General features: G+C 35.5%; 17 protein-coding genes. 6 read left to right on the top strand and 11 right to left on the bottom strand.

Annotation, left to right across the window (positions count from 1 at the left end; translation table 11 throughout):
• Window positions 1–9: 9 nt before the first annotated feature.
• Complete coding sequence (locus N4T20_RS07410; RefSeq protein WP_260672421.1) at window positions 10–2,772, top strand: AsmA-like C-terminal region-containing protein; 2,763 nt, start codon at window positions 10–12, stop codon at window positions 2,770–2,772.
• Window positions 2,773–2,859: 87 nt separating this feature from the next.
• On the opposite strand, the gene N4T20_RS07405 is transcribed toward N4T20_RS07410, so the two are convergent.
• The 3 genes from N4T20_RS07405 to rplU all read right to left on the bottom strand — a co-directional run bounded on the left by N4T20_RS07405 (window position 2,860) and on the right by rplU (window position 5,015).
• Entirely contained in the window at window positions 2,860–4,155 is a 1,296-nt protein-coding gene (locus tag N4T20_RS07405) for a hypothetical protein (protein ID WP_260672420.1), read from the bottom strand.
• Between the two features lie 137 nt (window positions 4,156–4,292).
• Window positions 4,293–4,553: a 50S ribosomal protein L27 gene (gene rpmA / locus N4T20_RS07400; RefSeq protein ID WP_008466657.1), complete on the bottom strand. Its 261-nt coding sequence runs from the start codon at window positions 4,551–4,553 to the stop codon at window positions 4,293–4,295.
• Between the two features lie 24 nt (window positions 4,554–4,577).
• Complete coding sequence (rplU, locus tag N4T20_RS07395) at window positions 4,578–5,015, bottom strand: 50S ribosomal protein L21 (RefSeq protein WP_026728576.1); 438 nt, start codon at window positions 5,013–5,015, stop codon at window positions 4,578–4,580.
• A 273-nt stretch (window positions 5,016–5,288) separates the two neighbouring features.
• Here rplU and N4T20_RS07390 point away from each other — a divergent pair, with 273 nt between their 5' ends.
• Complete coding sequence (locus N4T20_RS07390; protein WP_260672419.1) at window positions 5,289–6,611, top strand: M16 family metallopeptidase; 1,323 nt, start codon at window positions 5,289–5,291, stop codon at window positions 6,609–6,611.
• Between the two features lie 12 nt (window positions 6,612–6,623).
• On the top strand, window positions 6,624–8,672 hold the full coding sequence (locus N4T20_RS07385; protein WP_260672418.1) for a pitrilysin family protein: 2,049 nt from the start codon (window positions 6,624–6,626) through the stop codon (window positions 8,670–8,672).
• A gap of 261 nt (window positions 8,673–8,933) precedes the next feature.
• On the opposite strand, the gene N4T20_RS07380 is transcribed toward N4T20_RS07385, so the two are convergent.
• Window positions 8,934–9,800 carry a DMT family transporter gene (locus N4T20_RS07380; RefSeq protein WP_260672417.1) on the bottom strand — a complete coding sequence of 289 codons (867 nt, stop codon included), beginning with the start codon at window positions 9,798–9,800 and terminating at the stop codon, window positions 8,934–8,936.
• A 101-nt stretch (window positions 9,801–9,901) separates the two neighbouring features.
• Here N4T20_RS07380 and N4T20_RS07375 point away from each other — a divergent pair, with 101 nt between their 5' ends.
• Window positions 9,902–10,279, top strand: a complete 378-nt coding sequence (locus N4T20_RS07375; protein WP_260672416.1) for a heavy-metal-associated domain-containing protein — start codon at window positions 9,902–9,904, stop codon at window positions 10,277–10,279.
• Window positions 10,280–10,569: 290 nt separating this feature from the next.
• Here N4T20_RS07375 and gldD read toward each other — a convergent pair whose 3' ends face one another.
• From gldD to mutY, 4 genes are read right to left on the bottom strand one after another with little or no spacing between them, the layout of a single operon-like run.
• The gene (gldD, locus tag N4T20_RS07370; RefSeq protein WP_066032864.1) at window positions 10,570–11,130 is read right to left on the bottom strand and encodes a gliding motility lipoprotein GldD; all 561 of its coding nucleotides are present in this window, start codon (window positions 11,128–11,130) and stop codon (window positions 10,570–10,572) included.
• A 1-nt stretch (window position 11,131) separates the two neighbouring features.
• Complete coding sequence (locus N4T20_RS07365) at window positions 11,132–12,427, bottom strand: gliding motility-associated protein GldE (RefSeq protein WP_260672415.1); 1,296 nt, start codon at window positions 12,425–12,427, stop codon at window positions 11,132–11,134.
• 26 nt (window positions 12,428–12,453) lie between these two features.
• Window positions 12,454–12,894, bottom strand: coding sequence for a single-stranded DNA-binding protein (locus N4T20_RS07360; RefSeq protein WP_260673096.1), 441 nt, complete (start codon window positions 12,892–12,894; stop codon window positions 12,454–12,456).
• Window positions 12,895–12,930: 36 nt separating this feature from the next.
• Window positions 12,931–13,977 (bottom strand): A/G-specific adenine glycosylase, encoded by a 1,047-nt coding sequence (gene mutY / locus N4T20_RS07355; protein ID WP_260672414.1) that lies wholly within the window; start codon window positions 13,975–13,977, stop codon window positions 12,931–12,933.
• Window positions 13,978–14,117: 140 nt separating this feature from the next.
• Here mutY and N4T20_RS07350 point away from each other — a divergent pair, with 140 nt between their 5' ends.
• Together N4T20_RS07350 and N4T20_RS07345 are read left to right on the top strand one after the other, a co-directional pair.
• Window positions 14,118–14,408 (top strand): HU family DNA-binding protein, encoded by a 291-nt coding sequence (locus N4T20_RS07350; protein WP_007805026.1) that lies wholly within the window; start codon window positions 14,118–14,120, stop codon window positions 14,406–14,408.
• A 413-nt stretch (window positions 14,409–14,821) separates the two neighbouring features.
• Window positions 14,822–16,366, top strand: a complete 1,545-nt coding sequence (locus N4T20_RS07345) for a ribonuclease E/G (protein WP_066032867.1) — start codon at window positions 14,822–14,824, stop codon at window positions 16,364–16,366.
• A 171-nt stretch (window positions 16,367–16,537) separates the two neighbouring features.
• Here the strand turns inward: N4T20_RS07345 and pbpC are convergent, their stop codons facing one another.
• From pbpC to N4T20_RS07330, 3 genes are all read right to left on the bottom strand, one after another.
• Entirely contained in the window at window positions 16,538–18,913 is a 2,376-nt protein-coding gene (gene pbpC / locus N4T20_RS07340) for a penicillin-binding protein 1C (protein WP_260672413.1), read from the bottom strand.
• A 144-nt stretch (window positions 18,914–19,057) separates the two neighbouring features.
• Window positions 19,058–19,648, bottom strand: coding sequence for a transposase (locus N4T20_RS07335; protein ID WP_260672412.1), 591 nt, complete (start codon window positions 19,646–19,648; stop codon window positions 19,058–19,060).
• A 123-nt stretch (window positions 19,649–19,771) separates the two neighbouring features.
• Window positions 19,772–25,459: an alpha-2-macroglobulin family protein gene (locus N4T20_RS07330; protein WP_260672411.1), complete on the bottom strand. Its 5,688-nt coding sequence runs from the start codon at window positions 25,457–25,459 to the stop codon at window positions 19,772–19,774.
• Between the last annotated feature and the right edge of the window lie 8 nt (window positions 25,460–25,467).

The raw sequence follows: 25,467 nt of genomic DNA, 5'->3' as shown, positions 1-25,467 counted from the left end.
CAATCCCTTATGGAGAAAAGTAAATCCAGATCAATCGTTTTTAAAATTGCGAAATATTTCGGAATAACTTTCGCGGTTATTATAGGATTATTATTTTTAACGCCTATCGTCTTTGAGGATCAGATTAAAGAACAAATTAAGAAAACAGCCAACGAAAGATTAAGCGCAGAATTAAATTATTCTGATGTTTCGGTGTCATTTTTCCACCATTTCCCGTCACTTACTTTAACCTTAGACAACTTAAGCCTGAATGGCTCGGCTCCATATACGAACGAAAAATTCATCACAGCAAAAGAGGTTTCTTTTGGAATAAATGTTGCAAGTCTGATTTTTAGCAAATCGGTAAAAATTGATCAGATTTATTTGTCGGATTCTTTTATAAATGTAAAAGTGAATCCGAACGGAGAAGCAAATTACAACATTTATAAATCGCAAGAACAGGCTTCTAAAGCCAAAGACAGTTCTGAAACTGCACTGAAATTAGAGCGAATTGAGATTCTGAACAGTAAAATTGTTTATGATGACAAGTCTACTAAAGTTCATTTTGACGCCTACGGATTTAACTATTTAGGAAAAGGAGATTTAAACAAAGCGGTCTTCGATTTATACTCTAAAGCAAACATCGAAAAGCTAAATATAGTTTATGAAGATGAACCGTATTTGATGAACAAAAAAATCGATGCCGATTTGATTACAAAAGTAAATATCAACTCGCTTTCTTTCTTTTTCCAGCAGAATAACCTTAAAATTAACCAGCTTTTGGTCGATTTCAAAGGCAAATTTGACTTTTTGAAGGATGGCTACAATATGGATTTTGTCATCAAATCGGATAATAGCAAACTTTATGACGTTTTTACGGCTTTACCGCCAAAATACATTACTTGGCTTTCTAAAACAGAACTAAAGGGAAATACAAATCTGCTGCTGACTTTAAAAGGAAAATATATTACTTCTGAAAATATTGCTCCCGATTTAGATTTAGACATAAAAGTAACTGACGGATTTGTCAATTATAACAAAAGCGCATTTCCCGTTTCAAACTTAAATTTAGACGTTAAAACAACTGTACCTTCTCTAAATCCAGATTTGGTAATTGTTGACGCAAAAAACTTATCGCTAAACATTAATCAAGATTATTTAAAATCGAAGTTTTTGGTTAAAGGCGTAAACACGCCAGATGTTAACGCTGATTTTAAAGCCAAAATAGATCTTGAAAAACTAATGAAAGCCCTTGGAATTCCAGATATTGAATTGAAAGGAATTTTGGCAGGAGACGTAAAAGCAAATGGAGTATTTGACCAGAAGAATAAACGTTTCCCTGTTACAAACGGAACGATTAATTTGGAAAACGGATACTTAAAAACACCTTATTATCCGAACCCAATTACAGACATTACCATTAAATCGAAAATCGAAAACCAAAAAGGAACATTTGGAGATTTGAAGATAAGCTTAAAGCCAACTCAATTTACTTTTGAAGGAAAACCTGTTTTTGTTCAGGCTGATTTAAGCAATTTTGACGATTTGAGTTATGATGTCAAAGCAAAAGGCGAGCTGGACATTAGCAGAATTTATAAAGTTTTCTCTCAAAAAGGCCTTGATCTAGACGGTTTTGTAAAAGCCGATCTGTCTTTAAAAGGAAAACAAAGCGATGCCGAAAAAGGAAATTACAGCAAATTAAACAATAAAGGAACGCTTGAATTAAGAAATATCGGAATTGCTTCTGAATATCTCCCAAAGAAATTTATCATCAAAGAAGGAATCTTCAAAATCAATCAGGATAAAATGTCGTTCAACAATTTCCTTGCGGCATACGGACAGTCTGATTTTAAAATGAATGGATATCTACAGAACGTTTTCAATTACGTAACAACCAATACAGGCGTTTTGAGAGGTTCTTTTAAAGTTACTTCGCGATACATCAATGTAGACGAATTCATGTCTAGCGTTGATTCTAATACAGCAGTAACGCAGAGCTCTGCTCCAAAAACAGAAACAAAACAATCTGAAAACACACAGACTGGCGTTATTATTATTCCGAGCAACTTAAATCTGCAATTATTTGCCAATGCTCAAAAAGTATATTTTGACAAATTGAATCTTCAAAATGCAACTGGAAATTTATCCATGAAAAATGGCAAATTAACCATGCAGAATACTGGTTTTAACTTAATTGGATGCAACGTTTCTATGAATGCCAATTACCAAGCCGTAACCCCTCAAAAAGCCAATTTTGACTATGCTATAAAAGCTATTGACTTTGATATTAAAAGAGCCTATAATGAAATCGAAGTTTTTAGAAAAATGGCGAGTGCGGCAGAAAAAGCTCAGGGAATTGTTTCTTTAGATTATCAATTAAAAGGCCGTTTAGACAAAAACATGGATCCTGTTTACCCTTCGCTTGTTGGAGGCGGAACACTTTCTGTAAAAGATGTAAAAGTGAGAGGCTTGAAAATGTTTAATGCCGTAAGCAAGCAAACGAATTCTGAATCGATGAAAAATCCTGATCTTTCTAAAGTTGACATCAAGACAACTGTAAAGAACAATATTATAACCGTAGAACGTTTTAAATTTAAATTTGCAGGCTTTAGACCAAGAATTGAAGGAACAACAAGTCTGGATGGAAAATTAAACTTAAAAATGCGTTTAGGATTACCTCCTTTTGGCATTTTCGGAATTCCGTTAACAGTTACTGGCACTCAAGACAATCCGAAAGTAAAAGTGGGCAAGAAAACCGAAGATCTCGAAGAAACCAAAGATACGGAGGAATAAATAGTTCAAATTACAATTTTTAAAAATACTCAGCAACCTTTGTCAAAGCTTAAAACTTCGGCAAAGGTTTTTTCTTTTACAGATAACTTAAACTGCAAATATTTGGGCAGAAAAAACCAAGATTCCTTTACCTAACAGCCATAACAGCAAAGCTAAACCTAGCAATTTCCAAGCCCAGCCTCGCCCTCTTTTCCAGTCTGAGAAAAAAGAAAAAACCTCCATATACTTTATAATTATAAACAAAGTTGCTCCAATAATAACAAACCAGATCGCTTCGTTTAAGCGAAAATAAAAGCCGTATGCGAAAACAGCACCGAAAAAAAGAAACGTAACAAATTGTATAAAATAATAGTTTCTAGAACTGTGCTTATGATTCATTTTTAATGACAGTATCAAAAATGACAAAATCAACAAACTTATTAAAGCCGAAATAATATTATAAAAGACAGCATTTCTTTGCAGCACAAACACTATTGTGGCAATAACCGCAACAACCGTACAGGCAGCGAGAGAATTTACACTTCTTTCTCTGTAATCTTCTTTATAAAAGGGAAATAAAACAGGATAGATATATTTTTCTAAAGAACGCCAAAACGGCAAAGCATAAACTGTTGCAATTGCCGATAAAACCACTTCATAATTATAAAAAATATCGGCAGGAACTTTATACAATACGTACAAAAGCGCGAGTGTAACAATAAAAGCCGGCAAACAGATTGTTTTTATGGTTTCCCAAGAATCATTGCCCCAAAAGTTATTTTCTATTTCGTACACATATTTCTTAATCCAGTATTCTCTTGTAAATAAAGCCGTAGACTGACTCCATAATAAAAACAATCCTAGATGTACAATTACGGTTCGCAGCACAAATTCCTCAACCATAGAGCCGTAAATAACACAAACTGCTCCAATTAAAAGCAATTCAAGAGTCAGCAGGATAGGCGAAAACAAAATCTTTACTAAGGGAGCCAAACGATCTATTAAAAACCGAATAAGCAGACTCCAATACTTTTTAAATAAAGCAACAACAGCACAAATAGCGATAAATGCAGAAAGATAAAACATCCAGTTGGTAAGCAATTGGGTTTGCATCCATAATTGTACCGCAGAATCTTTTTGCGGCACATAAACAATATCTGAATTTAGAAAAATCTCCTTAGCCAATTCATTGCGTAGATTATCGCTTAAACCAGAGAACTCTTTTTTATGCTTGTTCCAAAATCGGTCTGTATTGAAACCATTTTTTTTAATGGCTTCAAATTCATACAGAACATTCTTCTGCTTATTGTTTAACACATTCAAATGAACAGCAATACTATCTGATGCAACTTTACCGTAAGTGTTTATGCAGAATAAAAGGGCAAATAAGAATATTTTTTTCAACTTATAGTATTTAAAAGTTTGAAGATATCTATTTATCCCCACTCTTGCAAATGCAGTTTTTACTCAACCCTATGAATTAAAAATAAAAAACCCGATCTTTTCAGAACGGGTCTTTTATAAAAAGCAATCTATGATTATTATGCCTCGAATGGGATAATAGATACATAAGATTTGTTATCTCTTTTCTTTTGGAACTTAACAACTCCATCAACTTTAGCGTGTAAAGTGTGATCTTTACTGATGTAAACGTTTTCACCTGGATTATGTTTTGAACCTCTTTGTCTAACGATGATGTTACCAGCAATAGCAGCTTGACCACCATAAATCTTAACGCCTAGACGTTTTGATTCTGATTCTCTACCATTCTTCGAACTACCGACACCTTTCTTGTGAGCCATGACGTATGAGTTTAAATATTGTTATTATTCTTTAGTAGTCTCTTTTTTTGCTTTTGGAGCTGCTTTTTTTGCTTTTGGAGCTTCTACTTCTTCAGTAGCTGCTTCTTCTGCTACAACTGCTTTTTTAGCTGCTGCTTTTTTTGTTCCTCCTGCTGCAGTAATACCTTCAATTACAATTTGAGTAAGATATTGTCTGTGACCATTTCTTTTTTTGTATCCTTTTCTTCTTTTCTTTTTGAAAACGATAACTTTATCTCCTTTTAAGTGTTGTAACACTTTAGCTTCTACTGAAGCACCTTCTATAGCTGGGGCGCCTAAAGTTACATTTCCATTGTCATCTAATAAAAGAACTTTGTCAAAAGAAACTTTTGAACCTTCTTCATTGGCTAAACGGTGAACATAAACCTTTAAGTCTTTGCTTACTTTAAATTGTTGCCCTGCTATCTCTACGATTGCATACATATCAAATTGATTTATTGATTTTTAAGGTTGCAAATATACAACTAATAATTTACTGTGCAATCTATAAAAGCAAAAATATTTTCAACTGAAAAAACCTTGTTTTTCAAGCAGTTTCACAAAGAAAACCGAAATAATTTAAAGTAAAAGATTGTTAAAATAGCATTTATTTAAAAACAAATCTGCAATTCATAACTAAAAAAAACTATTTTTGATGTAACCAAAATCAACTTTTGTCTACCTACTCTTGTTGATATTTTAAAATTATTAATCTTTATGAAAAAATCAATAGTGATGTTAAGTGCTGCATTAATGCTTGGTGGAGTGGCTCATGCCCAAAAAGTAGCTTTTGAAGAATACGATTTAGACAACGGATTGCACGTCATTTTACACAATGACCCGTCAGCACCTGTTGTCATCACTTCCGTAATGTATCATGTGGGGTCAAAAGACGAGCGCCCTGACCGAACAGGATTTGCACACTTCTTTGAGCATTTATTATTTGAAGGAACCCAAAATATAAAACGTGGGGAATGGATGAAAATAGTTACCGCAAATGGCGGGGTAAATAATGCCAATACCTCAGATGACAGAACGTATTATTATGAAGTGTTCCCTTCTAACAGCCTAGAACTTGGTTTATGGATGGAATCTGAAAGATTGATGCATCCTATTATCAATAAAATTGGTGTTGACACCCAAAATGAAGTCGTAAAAGAAGAAAAAAGAATGCGCTACGACAATCAGCCCTACGGGAATATTCTTCCTGAGGTTAAAAAGAATATGTTTAAAAAGCATCCTTACAGATGGACAACCATTGGTTCTATGAAGGATCTGGATGCCGCAACTCTTGAAGAGTTTCAGGCATTCAATAAAAAATTCTATACGCCTAACAATGCTGTTTTGGTCGTAGCTGGCGATTTTGAAAAAACAAAAACAAAAGAATGGATCCAGAAATATTTTGGACCAATTCCGAGAGGCGAAGAAGTTAAAAAACAAACGTATGTTGAAGATCCAATCACGCAGCCAATTACAGCTACTTACGAGGATCCAAACATCCAAATTCCAATGATTGTAGCCTCATACAGAACGCCATCAATGAAAACTAGAGATGCTAGAGTTTTAGACTTGATTTCTTCTTATTTAAGCGATGGAAAAAGCTCTAAGCTTTACAAAAAAATAGTTGACGACAAAAAAATGGCGCTGCAAATTGGCGCTGTCGGATTCAGTCAGGAAGATTACGGAGTTTACATTTTATATGGATTGCCAATGGCTCCTAACACAACCGCAGATATCTTAAAAGAAATGGATGAGGAAATTGTAAAAATTCAAACAGACCTTATTTCTGAGAAAGATTATGAGAAACTACAAAACAAATTCGATAATAACTATGTAAATGCAAATGCCAGCGTAGAAGGAATTGCAGAGAATCTTGCTTCGTACTATTTACTTTACGGCGACGTTAATTTAATCAATACCGAAATTGACATCTATCATTCTATCACAAGAGAGGAGATCAGAGAAGTTGCCAAAAAGTATTTAAACCCTAATCAACGTTTGATTTTAGATTATATTCCGACAGCCAAATCTCAAAACTAAGCATATCGAATCATGAAAAAAATATATCCTTTTTTAATCCTTATTTTCCTAACTGGAATTATGCAAGCACAAGATCGTCCACAACCCAAACCAGGAAATGCCCCAGTAGTCAACATCAAAAAACCGCAGAGCTTCGTTTTATCAAACGGAATGAAGGTTTTGGTTGTTGAAAACCACAAATTGCCTAGAGTTAGCTACACGCTTACTTTAGACAATGCTCCTTTTACTGAAGGCAATAAAAAAGGCGTAGACGAATTGACCAGCAGCCTAATAGGAAACGGAACTAAAAAAACAGCTAAAGAGGCTTTTAACGAAGAAATTGATTTTTATGGAGCCAATATCAATTTCACTTCACAAGGTGCTTATGCAAGTACATTATCAAAATATTCTGGACGTGTTTTAGAGCTTTTGGCAGAAGGTGCCTTACAGCCTAATTTTACTCAGGCAGAATTTGACAAGGAAAAAGCAAAGCTTTTAGAAGGCTTAAAAGCAGATGAAAAAAGTGTTCCAGCCATTTCAAATAGAGTGGTTGATGTTTTAGCTTTCGGAAAAAATCATCCAACAGGCGAATATCTTTCTGAAGAGACTGTAAAAAATGTCACGCTTGCAGATGTTCAAAGCAACTACAATACTTATTTCGTTCCAGAAAATGCCTATTTAGTAGTTATTGGCGATGTTAAATTTAAAGAAGTAAAAACTGCCGTTGAAAAATTATTCAGTGGATGGAAAAAACAAGCGGCACCAAAAAATACTTATCCAAATCCGACGAATGTTTCGAATTTAGAAATAGATTTTGTTGACGTTCCAAACGCCGTTCAATCTGAAATTTCATTGGTAAATACGGTCAATTTAAGAATGAGCGATCCAGATTTTTTCCCAGCTGTTATTGCCAATCAAATCTTAGGAGGCGATTTCAACAGCTATTTAAACATGAATTTACGTGAGCAGCACGCTTGGACGTATGGAGCAAATTCTAGCATTGGAAGCGGAAAATATGTTACAAAATTTAAAGCTTCATCTGCCGTTAGAAATACAGTGACAGATAGTGCTGTTGTTCAATTTGTAAAAGAAATCAAAAGAATCAGAACAGAGAGAGTTGATCCAGAAGTTTTAAGAAACGTAAAAGCAGGATATATCGGAAGATTTGTAATGCAGGTAGAAAAACCTCAAGCTGTTGCACGTTACGCTTTAAACATCGAAACTGAAAAACTTCCTGCCGATTTCTACGAAAAATACATTCAGACCATCAACAATGTTACTGCCGACGATATTTATCGCGTTGCCAACAAATACTTTTTATTGGACAATATGCGAATTGTTATTGTTGGAAAAGGAGCTGATGTTATTCCCGGTTTAGAAAAACTGCAGATTCCGATTTCCTATTTCGACAAATACGGAAATCCTGTTGAAAAACCGTCCGCAAAAAAAGAAGCACCAAAAGATATTAGCGCAAAAACAGTTTTTGAAAACTACATTAATGCAATTGGCGGAGAAAAAGCAGTTACGGCCGTAAAAACATTATTCATGAATGGTTCTACAACAATTCCGCAAGCTCCTACTCCATTAACTTTTACATCTAAATTAGATTCAAAAGGAAAAATGATGGTTTCGCTCTCTATGGGAACTATGAATTTAATGAAACAGGTGGTTAACGAAAAAGGCGCATACGTAGAACAGCAAGGCCAAAGAAAAAACCTTGAAGGAGAAGATTTAGCCGAAATGAAAGCCAATGCCGCTCCTTTTGAAGAACTGCAGCTTGTAAAAAGAACTGACCTAAAAGTGGAAGGAATCGAACCGATTAATGGAAATGATGCTTACGTGATTAAAGACGGCAAAACAAAGTATTATTATGACGTTAAATCAGGTTTAAAAACTGCCGAATCTAAAGTTCGCGAACAAGGAGGAAAATCAGTTGAACAAATCACTAATTTCAATGATTACAAAGAAGTAAAAGGCGTTAAAGTTCCTTTTAACTTAGTTCAGAATGTTGGTTTTGAATTGGATATTAAAATGTCTGATATCAAGATTAACGAGGGAGTTTCTGAGAAAGATTTTTTATAAAAGGTTCAAAGTTGCAAAGGCTCAAAGAGACAAAGGTTCTCTCTCAGTCTTAAAAAATGAGACTCTATAAAGCTTTGTCAAAGTTTCAAACTTTGACAAAGCTTTTTTTATACTCTATTTTGTCAGGCTGAGCGGTCCCGAAACTTCGGGAGAAGTCCATTCCAATTAGCAAGCCCTTCTCCCGAAGTTTCGGGATCATTCAAAAAGGCATACGCTTCAAATTACATTTTACCTTTTACAAGCAGCATTTCACATTGAAATCTACTTCTTAGCCGATAAATAAACTCCAATCAAAATAATAAAAGCGCCAACAGACTGAATTGGCGTGAGGAATTCATTGTCTAGCAATCCCCAGAAGAATGCTACAATCGGAATTAAATATGTCACAGATGTTGCAAAAACGGGCGATGACATCTGAATCAGTTTAAAAAAAAGAATGTTGGCGATTCCAGTTCCCAGAATACCTAAAATAGCAACAAAAAATATAGAATGCTGCGTCTCTGCAAAATGTATTTTCTGGCTAATATCGGTTGTGCTTAAAATGATTAATGCAGGCAAAAGCAAAACCGCAAAATTTCCTGTTGTAATGCTAACTGAATTTAAATCGTGCAAATATTTCTTAATCAGATTAACGTTTATAGCATAACTAAGGGTTGCGATTACAACCAGCAGCACATATAAATAATTTTGAGTTCCACTCGAAGAATCTCCGCTTAAAACCAAAAGCAAACAGCCTACGAGTCCAACAAAAACACCTAAAACTTGTCGTTTTTGAAACTGAATCCCAAATGCTATAATTCCTAAAACCAATGTATTTAAAGGCGTTAGCGAATTTAAAATCGCTACAATCGAGCTATTTACCTGAGTTTCTGCAATGGCAAAAAGATACGCGGGCATGAAAGTTCCAAAAAGAGAGGTTATGGCAACAAATTTCCATTGGCGTCGCGAAATCTTTTTCAAACTATTAAAACCTACAATCAGCAAAAACAAAGCAGCAAAAATAATTCGAAACGATCCTACTTGAACAGCGGTTAAACCAACCAATCCTTTTTTTATCAAAATAAAAGAGCTTCCCCAAATAAGAGAAAGAATCGTTAAGTAAATCCACTTTAACTGTTTTGTTTCCATAAATCGCATTTTACTGCAAATTTGTAATTATTTTACAAACTGACCTCTCTCTTTTTATTAATTTTGCAACAATATAATTCGCAATTTTAAATTTATATATAATGAAAATTTCAAAAATCTTATTCGCTGCAGCAATCGCCGGTTTAGTGTTTGTTGGCTGCAAAAAAGCAGAAGACAAAAGTCTTGAAGTGGTAAACGCAGAAAAAAGCGCTCCAAAAGAACACAAACCGATCGCTGCTGAAAATTTACAAACAGCGAGTTTTACAATTGACGGAATGACTTGCGCTGTTGGATGCGCTAAAACAATCGAAGAAGAATTGGCAAACCTTGACGGAGTTGAAAAAGCAACTGTCGATTTTGATAAAAAAACTGCAACTGTAAGTTTTGACAAAACAATCCAAAACTCAGAATCTTTAACAAAAGTGGTTCAAGAAACTGGAGACGGAAAAACATATAAAGTTTCGAATTTTAAGTCTTAAATTCGAAATTCAACGAAATAAAAATGGCTGTTTCAAAAATAGAAACAGCCATTTTTATTTTACTCTACTTTGTTCCGTAGGAACATTTCGTTGGCGGAAAATTATATTATCATGGATTTTTACGTTCCGTAGGAATGTCTGGTTTTGAGATTTTTTTTCGATTCTGCATATCAAACGTTCCTACGGAACGCAAAATATCTGGCTGTTTTTTTTCTACCAACGAGACATTCCTACGGAATGAAGCCCGAATATAAAATGAAAAAAAAGGATTCAAAATTGAATCCTTTTTTTTACTTCCATTTCAACGTCTCCATCAAACGCTGCATATCGTTTTTAACATAACTTGCGGCAGGCATAATCGAATCAAAATTTGGTTTTGCGTAAAAGTACATCGAACCAATTAAAAAGTGTTTTGTGCTGTCGGTAACGTAAAACTGAGAATTTGTTGCTGCGTTTCCGTCAACCTGGTAAAACATTCCGTAAACCTTTTTCTGCGGATTTAAATACGGCTGTTCCAAAATATCATCAGCTTTTATAACGTGCTCATAAGTCAGTTTTTGAGCATCGCGCAGTAATTTGTCAATATTGCCATTTACTGGCTTATATGTCAAATAAATGGTCGCTTTCATCTTTGGATACGTGATGGCAAAACCGCATTCTTTTTCTCCTTTTATAATGGCATCTTCGTTCATTTGAAAAGTGAACGGACAAGTGTTTTCAAAATTCACATATTTTGCTTCTGGATAATCTAACCGCAGAAAACTAGCCGGTTTTGGCAGAACATCATTTTTACAGCTTATAACCGTTAGCGCAAGCAAAATTGCTGTTATTGAAAGTATTTTGTTAAGCATTTTAATTTATAGTTACTTTTATTTGTTTTACACGCTTTTTATCGACTGTTTCTACGGTGAAAATACAGTTTTCAAAAGGCACTTTTTGATCTTTTTTAGGAAAATTACCCAGAATCTCCAGAATGAATCCGGCCAATGTTTCTGCTTCTCCTTTATGGGCTTCAAAAACATCTTCGTCAACATCTACAATTCTGTAGAAATCTTTCAAGTTTATTTTTCCTTCAAAAAGAAAATTATTTTCATCAATTTGCGAGAAGTTCAGATTTTCATCATCAAATTCATCACTAATATCTCCGACAATTTCCTCAATAACATCTTCTAAAGAAACCAACCCTGAAGTTCCGCCATATTCATCAACCACGATTGCAAGATGGCTTTTTAAGCTCTGAAAATCCTTCAACAGATTATCCAGCTTTTTATTTTCAGGGACAAAAAACGCTTCTCTGATTAAAGCTGTCCAGTCAAATTCTTCTTTATCAATATGTGGCAATAAATCTTTTACGAATAATACGCCTTCAATCTGATCAATATTGTCGCGATAAACTGGGATTCTAGAAAAACCTGTTTCAATTATTTTAGGATAAATCTCTGCGAATGTCTCCGATATTTCCAATGCAAAAATATCAATTCTCGGACTCATCACTTGCTTTGTATCGGTATTTCCGAAAGAAACAATTCCTTCCAAAATCTTTTGTTCTTCTGTCGAAGTTCCTTCAGAATCTGTCAATTCTAAAGCCTGCGAAAGCTGATTGATAGAAAAATTATTCTTTTGTTTGCCTAATTTGTGTTGCAAATATAGGGTAACGGCTCGCATTGGCAAACTGATTGGAGAAAGTACTTTGTCTAAAAATGCCAGCGGATATGCCACCCGTTTAGCAAAACGAACGCTGTTTCTGCTCGCATAAACTTTAGGAAGCACTTCGCCAAATAATAAAATCAGGAAAGTAACCACAATTACTTCTAGGGTGAATTTAAAGGCTGGCGAAGCTACATTGGCAAAAATATTCTGTCCTATATAAGCAAATAGGATTACGACACCAATGTTAAAAAAATTATTTGCAACCAATAAAGTTGCCAAAAGCTTTTTAGGCTTATCTAATAAGTTTGAAATAATTTTACCTTTTGCAAGATTATCGTTTAAAGTCTCATCGATATCTTGCTGCGATAAAGAAAAAAGGGCAACTTCAGCACCAGAAACGATTGCTGAAAGAAATAACAAAATAAATATTCCGACGAAACCAATAATTAGATTGGCGTCAAGATTGGTAGAAAAAAGTAAACTGGGCTCTGGGTCCAAATTGCATAAAATTAGTTAAACATCTCTCAGAAGGGCAGATCATTAATTGGAAGCCCTTCATTAGTAGCATCAAAGTTAGTATTTTTTGACGACTCTACATCTTGGTTCTGCTTTGTATATGCAGTTTCTTTTTTGGTAGTCAGAAAAGTAAACTCTGTAACCTGAATTTCTGTAGTATATTTTGTCGTTCCTTCTTCAGTCTGCCACTGACGAGATTTTATTCTTCCTTCGACATAAATTTTGTCTCCTTTAGAAAGATATTTTTCGCAAATCTCTGCGGCTTTATTACGCACAACCAAATTATGCCATTCTGTAGAGGTTATCTTTTCATTGGTCGTTTTGTTGATATACACTTCATTTGTAGCCAGCTGAAAACGTCCGATGCAATTTCCTCCATCAAAATAATGCATTTTTACATCATCGCCTAAATGGCCAATAAGCATCACTTTATTTAATGTTCCGTTCATAGTTTTTGGTGGTATTTCTCCCAAAGATACATTTTTTTAGCAATTTATTTCTTGCTTTTCTATAAAATTATATATTGCAATTGGAAAAGGAAAAGTTTTTAATTTTTGGGAATCTATTCCGTTTTCAATTTTCTCCTGCACTTTGATTTTCCAGAACTGTATATGCAGGTGCTGATGCGAAAGCTTATGTATAATCGTCGATTCGCTGCAATCTTCTATACTTATAATAGTGTATTCTGGAAATATTTCTTCGCTAACCTTTTTAGAAACTAAATCAAAATCAACAATCGATTCTGTCTCCAGCAGCGGAAACTCGTATAAATTGTGCCAGATTCCTTTTTGGGTCCTTTTCTGGATTAATGTGTTTCCTAAAGCATCTTCCAAAATCAAATAATTAAAATATCGGTTGGTCACTTTAAGCTTTTTAGACTTCACGGGAAGCGCAGTAACTTTTCCTTTTTGCAATGCGGCGCAGCTTGCATTAAAAACACAAACCGAACAATCAGGGCTTTTAGGGACGCACTGCAGCGCACCAAATTCCATAATTGCCTGATTAAAGATAGCAGGATTGTCTTTTGGCATTAATTCTTGCGCCAGAGCCGCAAACTCTTTTTTAGTTGCCGGAAGTGCAATATCGGATTCAATATCAAAATAGCGAGCCAATACCCGAAATACATTTCCATCTACAACAGGAACCGATTCATTATAAGAGAAAGAAGCTATTGCCGCAGCAGTATACTCTCCTACTCCTTTAAGTTTTAAAAGCTCTTTATAAGAATCTGGAAAAACTCCGTTTAAATCATTACTTATATATTGGGCCGTTTTATGAAGATTTCGAGCACGAGAATAATATCCTAATCCTTGCCAAAGCTTCAAAACCTTCTCTTCTGAAGCGTCAGCCAGATGTTTTACGGTAGGAAATTCCTTTATAAATGAAAAAAAGTAAGGCATTCCTTGCGCAACTCTCGTCTGCTGAAGCATAATTTCTGAGAGCCAAATTTGGTACGGATCGGCCGTTTTTCGCCACGGCAAATCACGTCTGTGCTGTAAATACCATTTTATCAATATGTTATGAAAATCCATTGCAAAATACTTAGATTGCAAAAGTAAATGTTTATGTAATTAAAATTTAACGAATTAGCTTGATTAATTATTTTTTTAATTCCTATATTTGCAAACTCAAAAAAATAGTACACCATTTATAAAATAAAATAGGAAAGAAAATGACGAAAGCAGATATCGTAGCGAAGATTTCAGAGAAACTAGGTCTTGAAAAAGGAGACGTTCAAGCAACAGTAGAAACTTTTATGGAAGAAGTTAAGACTTCTTTAGAAACTGGAGACAATGTATACTTAAGAGGTTTCGGTAGTTTTATCGTTAAAACTAGAGCTGAAAAGACTGGAAGAAACATTTCTAAAAACACTACTATTAAAATTCCAGCACACAATATTCCTGCGTTTAAACCTGCAAAAGTTTTTGTAGAGGGAGTTAAAACTAACAACGAAGCAAAATAATATTAATTAACATAAATCTGACACAATATGCCAAGTGGTAAAAAAAGAAAGAGACATAAGGTAGCTACTCACAAACGTAAGAAAAGAGCGAGAGCTAACCGCCACAAAAAGAAAAAGTAGTTTTAAACTACTTTTTTCTTTTTAAACGTTCATTGAAATTTGGGAAATTTCAAAAATTCCAAAAAAGAAAATCCAAAATCCAAAAATTAAGGCTTCAATGCCAATTTTGATTGGAATTTGGAATTTAAAAATTGAAATATAACTTTTCCCAACCGGGTTAATACCTGTTAAAAATATTGTTTAATCCATCCTTACAATTCAGTTATGAGTTATAAGTTATGAGTTGTGAGTTGTAAAACTTGAAACTTAGAGCTTAAAACCTGAAACTAAAAGTCTGGATAAAAATTTACAGTGTGAATAAAGAATTAATCATTAGATCTAGTTCTGATGCAGTAGATTTTGCCTTATTAAAAGATGGAAAACTAATTGAATTACACAAAGAAGAAGAAAAAAGCAACTTTCAGGTTGGCGATATTTTTATTGCCAAAATCAGAAAACCAGTTGCTGGACTTAATGCTGCTTTTGTAAATGTAGGTTTCGAAAAAGATGCCTTTTTACATTATCACGATTTGGGTCCAAATCTAGCTTCTCAACTGAAATTCATAAAACTTGTAAGCGCAGGTAAATTAAAAGATTTCTCCCTAAAAACCTTTCAGTTTGAAAAAGAGATTGACAAAGATGGCATCATTACTGATATTTTAAGTGCCAATCAATCTGTCTTAGTTCAAGTAGTTAAAGAACCTATATCAACCAAAGGGCCAAGAATAAGCGCTGAGCTTTCTCTTGCCGGAAGATTTATCGTTCTAGTTCCTTTTTCTGATCGCGTTTCTATTTCTCAAAAAATAGAAGACAAAAAAGAAAAGGATCGTCTAAAAAAACTTGTTCTATCGATCAAACCTAAAGGATTTGGTGTTATTGTTCGTACAGTAGCAGAAGGCAAAAACGTAGCCGAATTAGAAAAAGATTTGCAGAACCTGCTTGGCAGATGGTCTGCAATGTGTAAAAAATTACCAACTGCTCATCATCCATCAAAAGTATTAGGAGAGCTTAACAGAGCTTCTTCGATATTAAGAGATGTATTCAATGATACCTTCAGCGGTATTCAAATAGATGATGAAGAGTTGTACCATCAAACGAAGGAATATCTGCAAGAAATTGCCCCTTCAAAACAATCGATTGTTAAGTTTTATCAATCAAATGACACCCCAATTTTTGAGAAATACAATATAGAGAGACAAATCAAAACTTCATTTGGCCGAACTGTTTCCATGAGTAAAGGTGCTTATCTTATCATAGAACACACCGAAGCGCTGCACGTTATTGACGTAAACAGCGGAAACCGTTCTAATAAAGCGACCAACCAAGAAGACACAGCCATGGAAGTTAATATGATTGCCGCCGCAGAAATTGCCAGACAGCTTCGTCTGCGTGATATGGGCGGAATAATCGTAGTTGATTTTATCGATATGTCTAATCCAGAAAACAGGAAAGTTTTGTTCGACTTCTTGCGAGAAGAAATGAGCGACGATAAAGCAAAACATAAAATATTACCGCCGAGTAAATTTGGTTTGGTCCAGATTACAAGACAGCGAGTAAGACCAGAAGTGAATATCAAAACCAGAGAGGAAGATCCTAACAAACATAATGGCGAAATTGAAGCTCCAATTTTGATCATTGATAAGATCACCGCTGATTTAGAAAGACTTTTAAAAACCCACAATAAAGTTGTGCTCAACACACACCCATTTGTGGCTGCATACCTCAGTAAAGGTTTTCCATCATTACGTTCAAAATGGTTTTTTGAACATAAGAAATGGGTGAAAATCATACCTCGTGACGCTTACACGTATTTAGAATACCATTTCTACGACAAAAAAGGAAATGTTATTACAGAATAAAAAATAAAAACCGCCTTTCGAAAGATTGGCGGTTTTTTTGTGGCTTTTTTTCCGCCACGAATTCACGAATTTTTTCCAATACTTCCGCAAACGGATGTCACCCTGAGCGGAGTCGAAGGGCGCTCCAATTGGCGCGTGGGCTTCGACTTCGCTCAGCCTGACAATCTGTTACTATTCTCTCACAATCTCAATTTTCCTCCTAATTTCATTTCCTGAAGCATCTACAACCGTAATGTAATGCGTTCCTGATGTTGGAGTAATAGGCAGTTCATGAAATGTTTTAGTTGTAGCTTTGTACACATCATCGACATACCAAAATAACTCTTTGTCTCTTTCAGAATACGCCACTTTTAAAATTACGGGCTGCACATTGCTGTTAAAATCTTTTGTCAAGTAGATTTTACTATTTGCTTTTGGATAAATAAAATCCATAGTTGTGGTTTGTGTTCCTTCGCAGCCTTCTTTAAATGGCGGCAAAGGCAAATATTCGATATGCTGGCTTTTGTAATACCAAGCCATAACGGGAGGCAGCACAAACCAATTTTTAGTCACAATATTATCGATACTTTCGCAACTGCTGTTTACCTGAAACTGTTCTGTTTTGTCTAAATGGACAGTTTTGTGATACGGACAAACCTTTGTCGATTTTCCTTTTTTAGGAACCCATTGTTTAATTTTCGGACAATTATCTTTTGCCAAATAACCGCTTAAACGGCAGACCTCAACTTCGGCTAAATCAGCGTACGGAGTATCAAACCATTTTTGCCTTGGCAGCAAATTAAACACATCAAACAAAATTGGCGCTGCACTGGTAACTCCAGTTAATGTTGGACGCCCCTCTCCTGTAGCATTTCCGACCCAAATTCCAACTACATATCTCGAATTGGTGCCAATTGCCCAAGCATCGCGATTCCCGAAACTTGTTCCTGTTTTCCAAGCAATTTTAAGCGAACTATCATAAAACTTCCAAGCTTCGTCTCCTTCTGGCCTATTAACCTCTTCCATTGCGTTGTACGTTAACCAAATTGATCCAGCACCCAAAATATTCTTCTGGTTGGTTTCTGAGCCAAAATCGGGCTTAAAATCGTTTTTATAATTGAGTTCTGTAAATTCGTTGGTTCGGTATTGCCCTTTATTTTTTGTGTAATAATTGACCGTAGAAGAAAGATTGGCATAAGTTCGGCACAAATCCCACAAATTACTTTCAGCTCCTCCTAGAATAAGCGATAAACCGTAATGATCGGGTGTTTTATTAATGTTCTTTAATTTAAATTTCTGCAGTTCTTCGTAAAATTTATTTACGCTAAATTCCTGAAGCATTAAAACGGCCGGAATATTTAATGATCGTGACAAAGCTCGATGTGCAGGCACTGCTCCGTCAAAAGTCAAATTGAAATTCTGAGGCGTATAACCCGAAATCTGCGTTGGAATATCTGCCACTAAAGTATTTGGCAATAATTCGCCATCATCGAGCATAGCACCGTACAAAAGCGGTTTTAAGATGCTTCCTGTACTTCTTGGCGCATCAATTATGTCTACATCTTTTTGATGATCTGCATCGGCTGGAGAATTTCCTACATAACTCATTACGTTTCTGCTCTGCACATCGACAACCAAAATAGCCAGATTATGCACTTCATTTTGTTTGTACTGGTTGTAATAATATCTAGCAATTTGATTGACACGATTTTGCAGGGCAAAATCAATGGTAGTTTTTACCCTTGTCCCTTCTTCATTTTTAGCCACTCTTTGCAGCAAATGCGGGGCAATTTGAGGAAGATCATACGGTTTCTGAGGCAATGGCTCATCTATCGAAAGTTCGTAGGTCTGCTTGTCGATTATGCCTTCCTGATGTAATTTTAGTAAAAGTCGGTTTCGTTTGTTTAATAATTTTATCTGATTTTTCCCCGGATAAATTAAACTCGGCGCGTTTGGCAAAACTGCCAAAATCGCGTTTTCTGCCCAAGAGAGTTGATTGGCCTGAACGCCAAAATAACGCCATGAAGCCATTTCCAATCCCACAACATTTCCTCCAAATGGCGCATGGGCAGCATACATTTCGAGTATTTCATTTTTAGAATAACCTAATTCTAATCTCGTTGCGAGAATGATTTCTATTATTTTTTCAAAATAGGTTCTCTTTTTTCCTTTCCGAGATAATCGAATGACTTGTTGCGTCAAAGTGCTTCCTCCTCTAACCACTTTTCCTGCTTTTCTATTTTGCTTAAAAGCATTGATCATCGCACCGGGATTGAATCCAGGATGTTTATAGAAGTATTCGTCTTCAAAATAAACAATGCATTTCTTAAACTTATCGGGAACGCTGTCTTGCGCAGGAAAACGCCATTGTCCGTCGCTGGCAATTTTAGCTCCTAGAAGTTCTCCTTCTCTACTTTCTATTACAGTTGAATAAGGCTCTTTGAATAGCGTTCGAGGTATCGAAAAACAGTAAATCAGCAAGAGCAGAAATGCAATTGCTGATTTTATTTTGTTGCTTTTAATCCAATTTATGATGCGTTGATAGAACGCCTTAAATTTATTTTTCAAAATTACATTGCTGTTTTGTATCCTAACAGGTTTCTAAAACCTGTTAGGTATTCCTTATCCATTTCTCCAAAAAAACTAAACTTGTCTTGTCGCTATAAACACCTAGTAGGTTAAAAAACCTATTAGGATAAACGAATACAATTTCTATTCATCCTGTACATTAATTTCATTTATTATACCCTCATAAATCAATCCTCTTTCATCATGACAAAATATAAAATTTTCTAAATCACCAAACAAGCCAACAACAAATCTTCTATCAATACTTCTTTCTCTATCTGATAAATAAGAACGATAAGAAGAATGCCTATAAGATTGAAAATCTTTTGAAAACTTGTGCTTTACAGGGTTTAAATGAACATACAAGATTAACTGTTTCAAATATTCTTCATTTTCAATTCTGTTTCTCTGTAAATGTTCCTGAAATAAACTTCCAGTTCGACTATAGGCTTTGTTTATACTTTTTGAATAAGAATTAAATAAGTTTGAGAATGGTAAATGAATTTTTTCTTTAAACTTTTCTGGCAAATCAGTTGTGTTTTTAATTCGCAGAACAATATGAAAATGATTTTTGAGCAAACAATAGGCATAAACATCTGCAATAGGCAAAACATATTTTTTGACTTTTTCTAAAAAGTAATTGTAGTTTTTCTCCTCAATAAAAAGATTCTCACTATTATTTCCTCGATTATAAACGTGATAATATTGCCCCGCCTCAAAAACATCTTTCTCCAAAATATTATTCTTTTTATTATTCTAACCGATTTCTAAAACCTGCTAAATACATTTTTTCTCTCTAAAAATAAATATAAATACCTAACAGGTTTTAGAAACCTGTTAGGATACTTCTAGATAAATTTACTTCACTACCTCAACCCAGAATCCTTTTGTTCTCGCTAGGAATGTGTTATCGTACATTGCTTCACATTGCAATCCAGGCAGGTAATAATTTCCTAAATAAGATGCATTTAACAGAATTCTGAAAACTTTAGTTTCTCTGGCTTTCATTCCGAAATAGAAATTGGTTCTATCATCGCGAATGTCAATATAGTCTGCAATATTATTTACAGCGTCTCCGTAATCTGTAAAACGAGTGTTTACGATTTCGAATCCAGAAGGCAAAATTTGAGATAGCGCTACGTTTTGAACGCTTTCTCCTCTTTGGTTTTTAACGGTAACTTCAGCAACAAATTCAGTTCCTTGATTGATTCTTGAAACATTAATGACACTTCCCTTTCTATTTTTGAAAACAATAGAAGCCGTGACATCACTTTGAACCGCATTTTCTTGTCCGATTGGCAGTATTCCTGTATTCAATACACGAACATACACAGTATTGGCTTTATTGTTTTTCAATGTAATGCTATTTGCTCCAGAAGCAACAGACAAACTGCGATCTGCAACTGATTTACCAGTGTTTATCGTTTCTCCTTTTCCATTTTTACTAAACTGAATATTGATTCCTTTTGGACCGTTGCTCACCGCAAATTTCGACATTGCATACAAGCAGTAAGCCGTTGTCTGCGTGCTCATCCACTGGTTTGCTGACATTTCTTTGGCTAGTTTCGCTGCCGTTACAAATGCTTTTTGTTTTTGGTCTAAAAGCAGCATGGTTTCTAAGGCCATAGCTCTGTTCCTTTCGCTTGATCCATAATAGTAATAGCTGTATCCATCAGAACTTCCGTCAATGCTTGTTCTTAAAAACAAACTTTGTCCGGCTGATTTCTGACCGGCTAAAACATAAGCCGCTGCCAAACGAAGCATACTTTCATTCGAAATCCCTTTTGTTTCACGAAGTCTATTCATCGAAGACAAATCGGCGTTTCCTGCTAAAGCTAAGGTATATAAACGATATGCTTGAGCTAAATCATTTCCGTATTTCGGCTCAAAACGCCATTGTTTTGCTTCTTTTTGTTGGTAAGACAGCCATTTTGATTTGAAATTGATTGGCAGCATATATCCTTTTTTCTCTGCTTCAATCAAGAAATGTCCTGCGTAAGAAGTTCCCCAATCATCGGCAATTGCATTTCCTTGCCAATACGGCATTCCGCCATTTGATAATTGGAAGTTACCCAATCTCGCAATTCCAGCCGCAATATTTTTTTGAATTAAATCTTTGCGTTTCGCATCAATATCGGCCACATCACCCAAATACAATTGAGGGAAAACTGATGAAGTTGTCTGTTCCACACATCCATGCGGATACTGAATTAAGAACTGCAATCTTCCATTCAAATTCATTGAAGGCATAGACGAAACTTCTAGCCTTGCTTTGTTGCTTCCTGCGATTCCAAATGTTTTCCATGAAATTGTTTTTGTACTATTTGGCGTTAAAACAACATCGGTAAATGTGCTCGTAACTGGGTTAGGATTGGTCATATCGATTTCAACATCATAAACTGATTTTTCGCTTCCTGATGTTGCAATTACCTGAACTTTTGCAATTCCTGTAGCCGAACCGACAACCAAATTAAAATACGCCATTTTTTCATCTGGCTGCGCAAAACTCAGCTTTTGAACTGCGCTTCCCATTACTTTCAATCCATTGCTTGTTTTTACCTGAATCGAAACATTTTTGATTTTGCTTTCGGTTGCGAAAACCGTCACTGGCAATGTCACTTTTTCTGATGGCGAAATCTTTCTCGGCAACGAAGCCAACACCATCAATGGACTCTTAACCTGAGTTGCTTTTTCAACGCTTCCGTATGCGCTTGTATTTGCGTCTCCGGCCACCACCATTGTTCGAACTGAACCAATATATTTAGGGAGTTTTAACTGATGCGATTTTGTTTCTCCTTTTCCTAATTTAAACGGTCCGTAGTATAATACGACTGGTTTAAAACGGTTTGCTTTTTTGGCTTTTCCTCCGCCTAAATCCTGGTCACCACCAATACTGAAAATCTGGTTTATTTTTCCGCCGTAAGCGCCAATTACATCATCGTAAACATCCCAAGTTTTTACGCCCAATGCTTCGCGAACATAGAAGCTATCCCATGCATTTGGCGTTTTAAAACGGGTTAAATCCAGAAGTCCTTCATCTACAACGGCAATGGTATACGTCATTTCTTTTCCTGACTTTTCGCCCACTTTTACCGTAAACGGTTGTTCTGGCCTTAATACGTCTGGCATATTGATCGTTGGCGTCAAAATGGTATTTTTATCTACAACTTCAATCGGCACAATTCCGTACATACGAATCGGCGAGTCGTTTTTAGTCGAAGCGTGAGGCTGCAATAATGTGATATTAAAATACACGTTTGGCGCCATTGCTCCTGTAATTGGAACCTCAACTTTTGTCTCTCCGTTTTTGGTTTCTGCCCAAATGGTCTGCACTACTCTCGATCCGTTTTCTATCGAAATTAAAGCACGTCCTCCTTCACTTGAAGGGAAAGAAATCTGTGCCTTTTCTCCAACTGCATAATTTTTCTTATCGGTAGAAAAAACGAGCATATTGGCTGTAGAGGCATCTCTGTTACGTGTTTTTCCGGACCAGATTGGCCAGTCGATATTTACGGTTAAAGATGTTGCGTGACCATCTGCCTGATCAGCAACGCGAATCAAATAACGTCCCCATTCTTCATCCTTTAAAGCAAATTGAAAACTTCCTTTTCCGCTAGAATCTGTATTGATTATAAAGGTTTTGTATGAAGTAGTTGCGTCAGATGAATTGTAATTTGATAAATTATCGCTTGAAGAATCCCACCACCATCTCCAATCAACTTTGTACACTCTTACTTCAAGATTACGAACTGCTTTTGGCCTTCCGTTCTCATCAACTGTAACCACCTCAAAACGATTGTTTGTTCTGGTTTCAAGCATACTGTACTTGTTCAATTCAGGCGTTTTAAGCCCAACGTAAGTTTTGTACGGAGAATAAGTCGTTGACATTACATCTGTGCTGAAATCACCTCCTTCTTCATACACTTTGGTGATGAATGAAGCGCGCAACATTCCTGGTGCCTGACCTTGCAATCTTGGCTGAATGCTTACCGAAGCTTTTCCGTTTTCGTTTAATTTTCCAGAGAAGATATTGATTTCTTCTGTGCTGAATTGACGTGCTAAATCATCAAAAGTATATTTCTCATAACCTTTAAAAGTGGTTGCTTGCTGCGAAAATTTAGCCTGCATTTCTACATTCAGATTTTTGGCAATTGCACCATGAAGCCAAGTCACTTCCAGATTATCGGTATTTGGATAAGAAGCGGAAAGTGTTTTTCTGCTAAATGTATTTTTGATTTTTAAACGATTCGGTTTAATCGTCTCAATCTTTATGCTTTTATAAAATTTGGCTCCGCCAACGCTTACCATTGCTTCCCAGTTTCCTGTTGGAGCATCTTGATTTGTTGGAACAATAAAGGCATAATGATTTAGGTCATTTGTTTTTTGAACGGTTTGATAAACTGTTTTACCATTCGGATCGTTTAAGCGGAACTTGATTGGGTGCGATTTCGGAATTTTATTCGCAGCATCATTCAAAATAAATGATAAATACAGATTATCTCCTGGACGCCAAACGCCTCTTTCTCCGTAAATAAATCCTTTTAGACCTTTTTGCAGCGTTTCTCCGGCAACATCAAAATTACTTACCGATAACGAAAGTCCGTCATCTAGTTTTACGTAAGTAGACTGATCTCCTAAAGTTACAATCGCAAAATAAGCAAATTTGTCCAGCTGGAAAGATGCAATACCCTCACTGCTTGTGGCTTCTGTTGCAATTTTCTGCTGTTGGAAATTATACAAATCTACTCTAGCGTTTGAAACCGGTTCGGTCGTAACGATATTGTTTACGGCAAATAAGTATGATTTATTTTCACCTCTTTTGGCAATTACCCCTAAATCTGAAGCCAAAATATTAGTCGCAATTCTAGCATTGTAATAGTAAGAACCTGTACAAGGATCTTGGCTTTCTCTCCAATCGTAATCATCATAATAGTAATAATCGTCGTAAGAGTTTCCGCTGTAGTTCACATCGTTTTCATCTACTTCTTCTTCCTCAGCTTCGTCGTCATTTCCTTCTGATGTTTCGCATTTATAAAGCGAATATTTCTTTTTATAAACAAATTCAACTCTGTAGATTGCTCCAGGTTCCGGTTTGATGATTTTAGATAAATCTAAAGCATAAGTATTCCACTTCGAAAGATTTACAAGCGTGCTTTCCCTTAAATTTAAAGTGGTTTTGGCAATTGGCTGCGCTACTTTTTTGAGATTCTGCCCTCCATTCAATTCATTGTATTGAAGAAATTGCAGAATATTATTTTTGTAGATTTTGTACACTTTTACATCAACGGCACTTAGATTAACTGCTTCAAAATTTAGTTTTAAATTGTTTGAACTTGGCAGAATCGTTCCGTTTTTAATAAAACGCACATTTGGCTTTATCTGATCAAAAGAGATTTTCTCTGTATAATTGTTTTCCAGTTTTTTGCCGTACTGGCTTTCTATTCCCTGAAAAACTTCCAGCAGCAATTCGCCCGTTACAACTTGTTCTGGTTCTTCGTCTGGCACGTATTCAACTACTTCTTCTGCAACTGTTGCGGCAGAGTCTACTGCAACTGCTGCCGAATCAACCACAACTGCGGCTGAGTCAACAGCGACTGCTGCAGGCTGTTCTGTAACAACTGCTACTGGCTCTTCCTTTTTAGGAGCATTTTGGTTTGAAAAATATACTTTTAGTAAATTTCCTTGAGTTGAAAACTTAAGGTTATTAGTGTTTTGAATAGAAACCAATCCCGCAAAATCCTGACCTTTTTCTAAAGGTTCGGAGAAATTGATTAAAACCTGCTGATTATTTCCGTCTGGAACTTCAACCTTTATAACTTTAAATTCGTTAATGCTGGTAATTGGAAAATCGATTTGGCCTTTCTGATCAATATCAAAATCATTTCCGTCATAGATAATCTCCAAATTGGAAGCTTCTGATTGACGCTGAATGCTGTCAATTATAAAACGAAATACTTTTGCAGGGCCAGCTACTTTCTCAAATTTAATTTTAAGATTATTTCCATTATGCTTGGCTTCAACGAGTTTTTGAGCTGTTTCAAGATCAATATTATCCGCTGTTTTCAAAACACAGTTTAAATATTGGTATTCTTTGCTGTACGACTGAATATCGCCTGTATTGATAGTAAAATCCTGCTTTACTGTTTTTACTGTAAAGTTGAATTTAGACAATTCTTTTTCTTTCTCTTTTGGAATTGCGGTCAGTTTATCTAAGTTTAAAGTAACCTGATATTCTGTTCCCATTTTGAGTTTTTTCTCTGGAATAAAAGCCAAAGTATTGGTTGAAAGCGCTATCACTTTCCCTCTTACATTTGGCGAAATATCAAACAAATCGTCGTCTAATTCCTGATTGGGCTTCCAGTCGTTTTTATTGAATGCCAAAACCACACGAATATCAGAATCGGCTGAAACAATACCGCCAGTAAAACTGGTAATATAATCTTTGAATAACGAAAAATCGGAATTGAAATCGGCTGCTGATTTGCGTCCGCAGGATTGAAAAATAAAAAACACAAAAAATGCGAGAAATAATCCTTTTGCCTTCACTTTTATTT

The sequence above is a fragment of the Flavobacterium sp. TR2 genome (assembly GCF_025252405.1).
GTDB lineage: Bacteria > Bacteroidota > Bacteroidia > Flavobacteriales > Flavobacteriaceae > Flavobacterium.
Note: the sequence above shows the minus strand (reverse complement) of the source record. Positions and strands in the feature narration are given on the sequence as shown.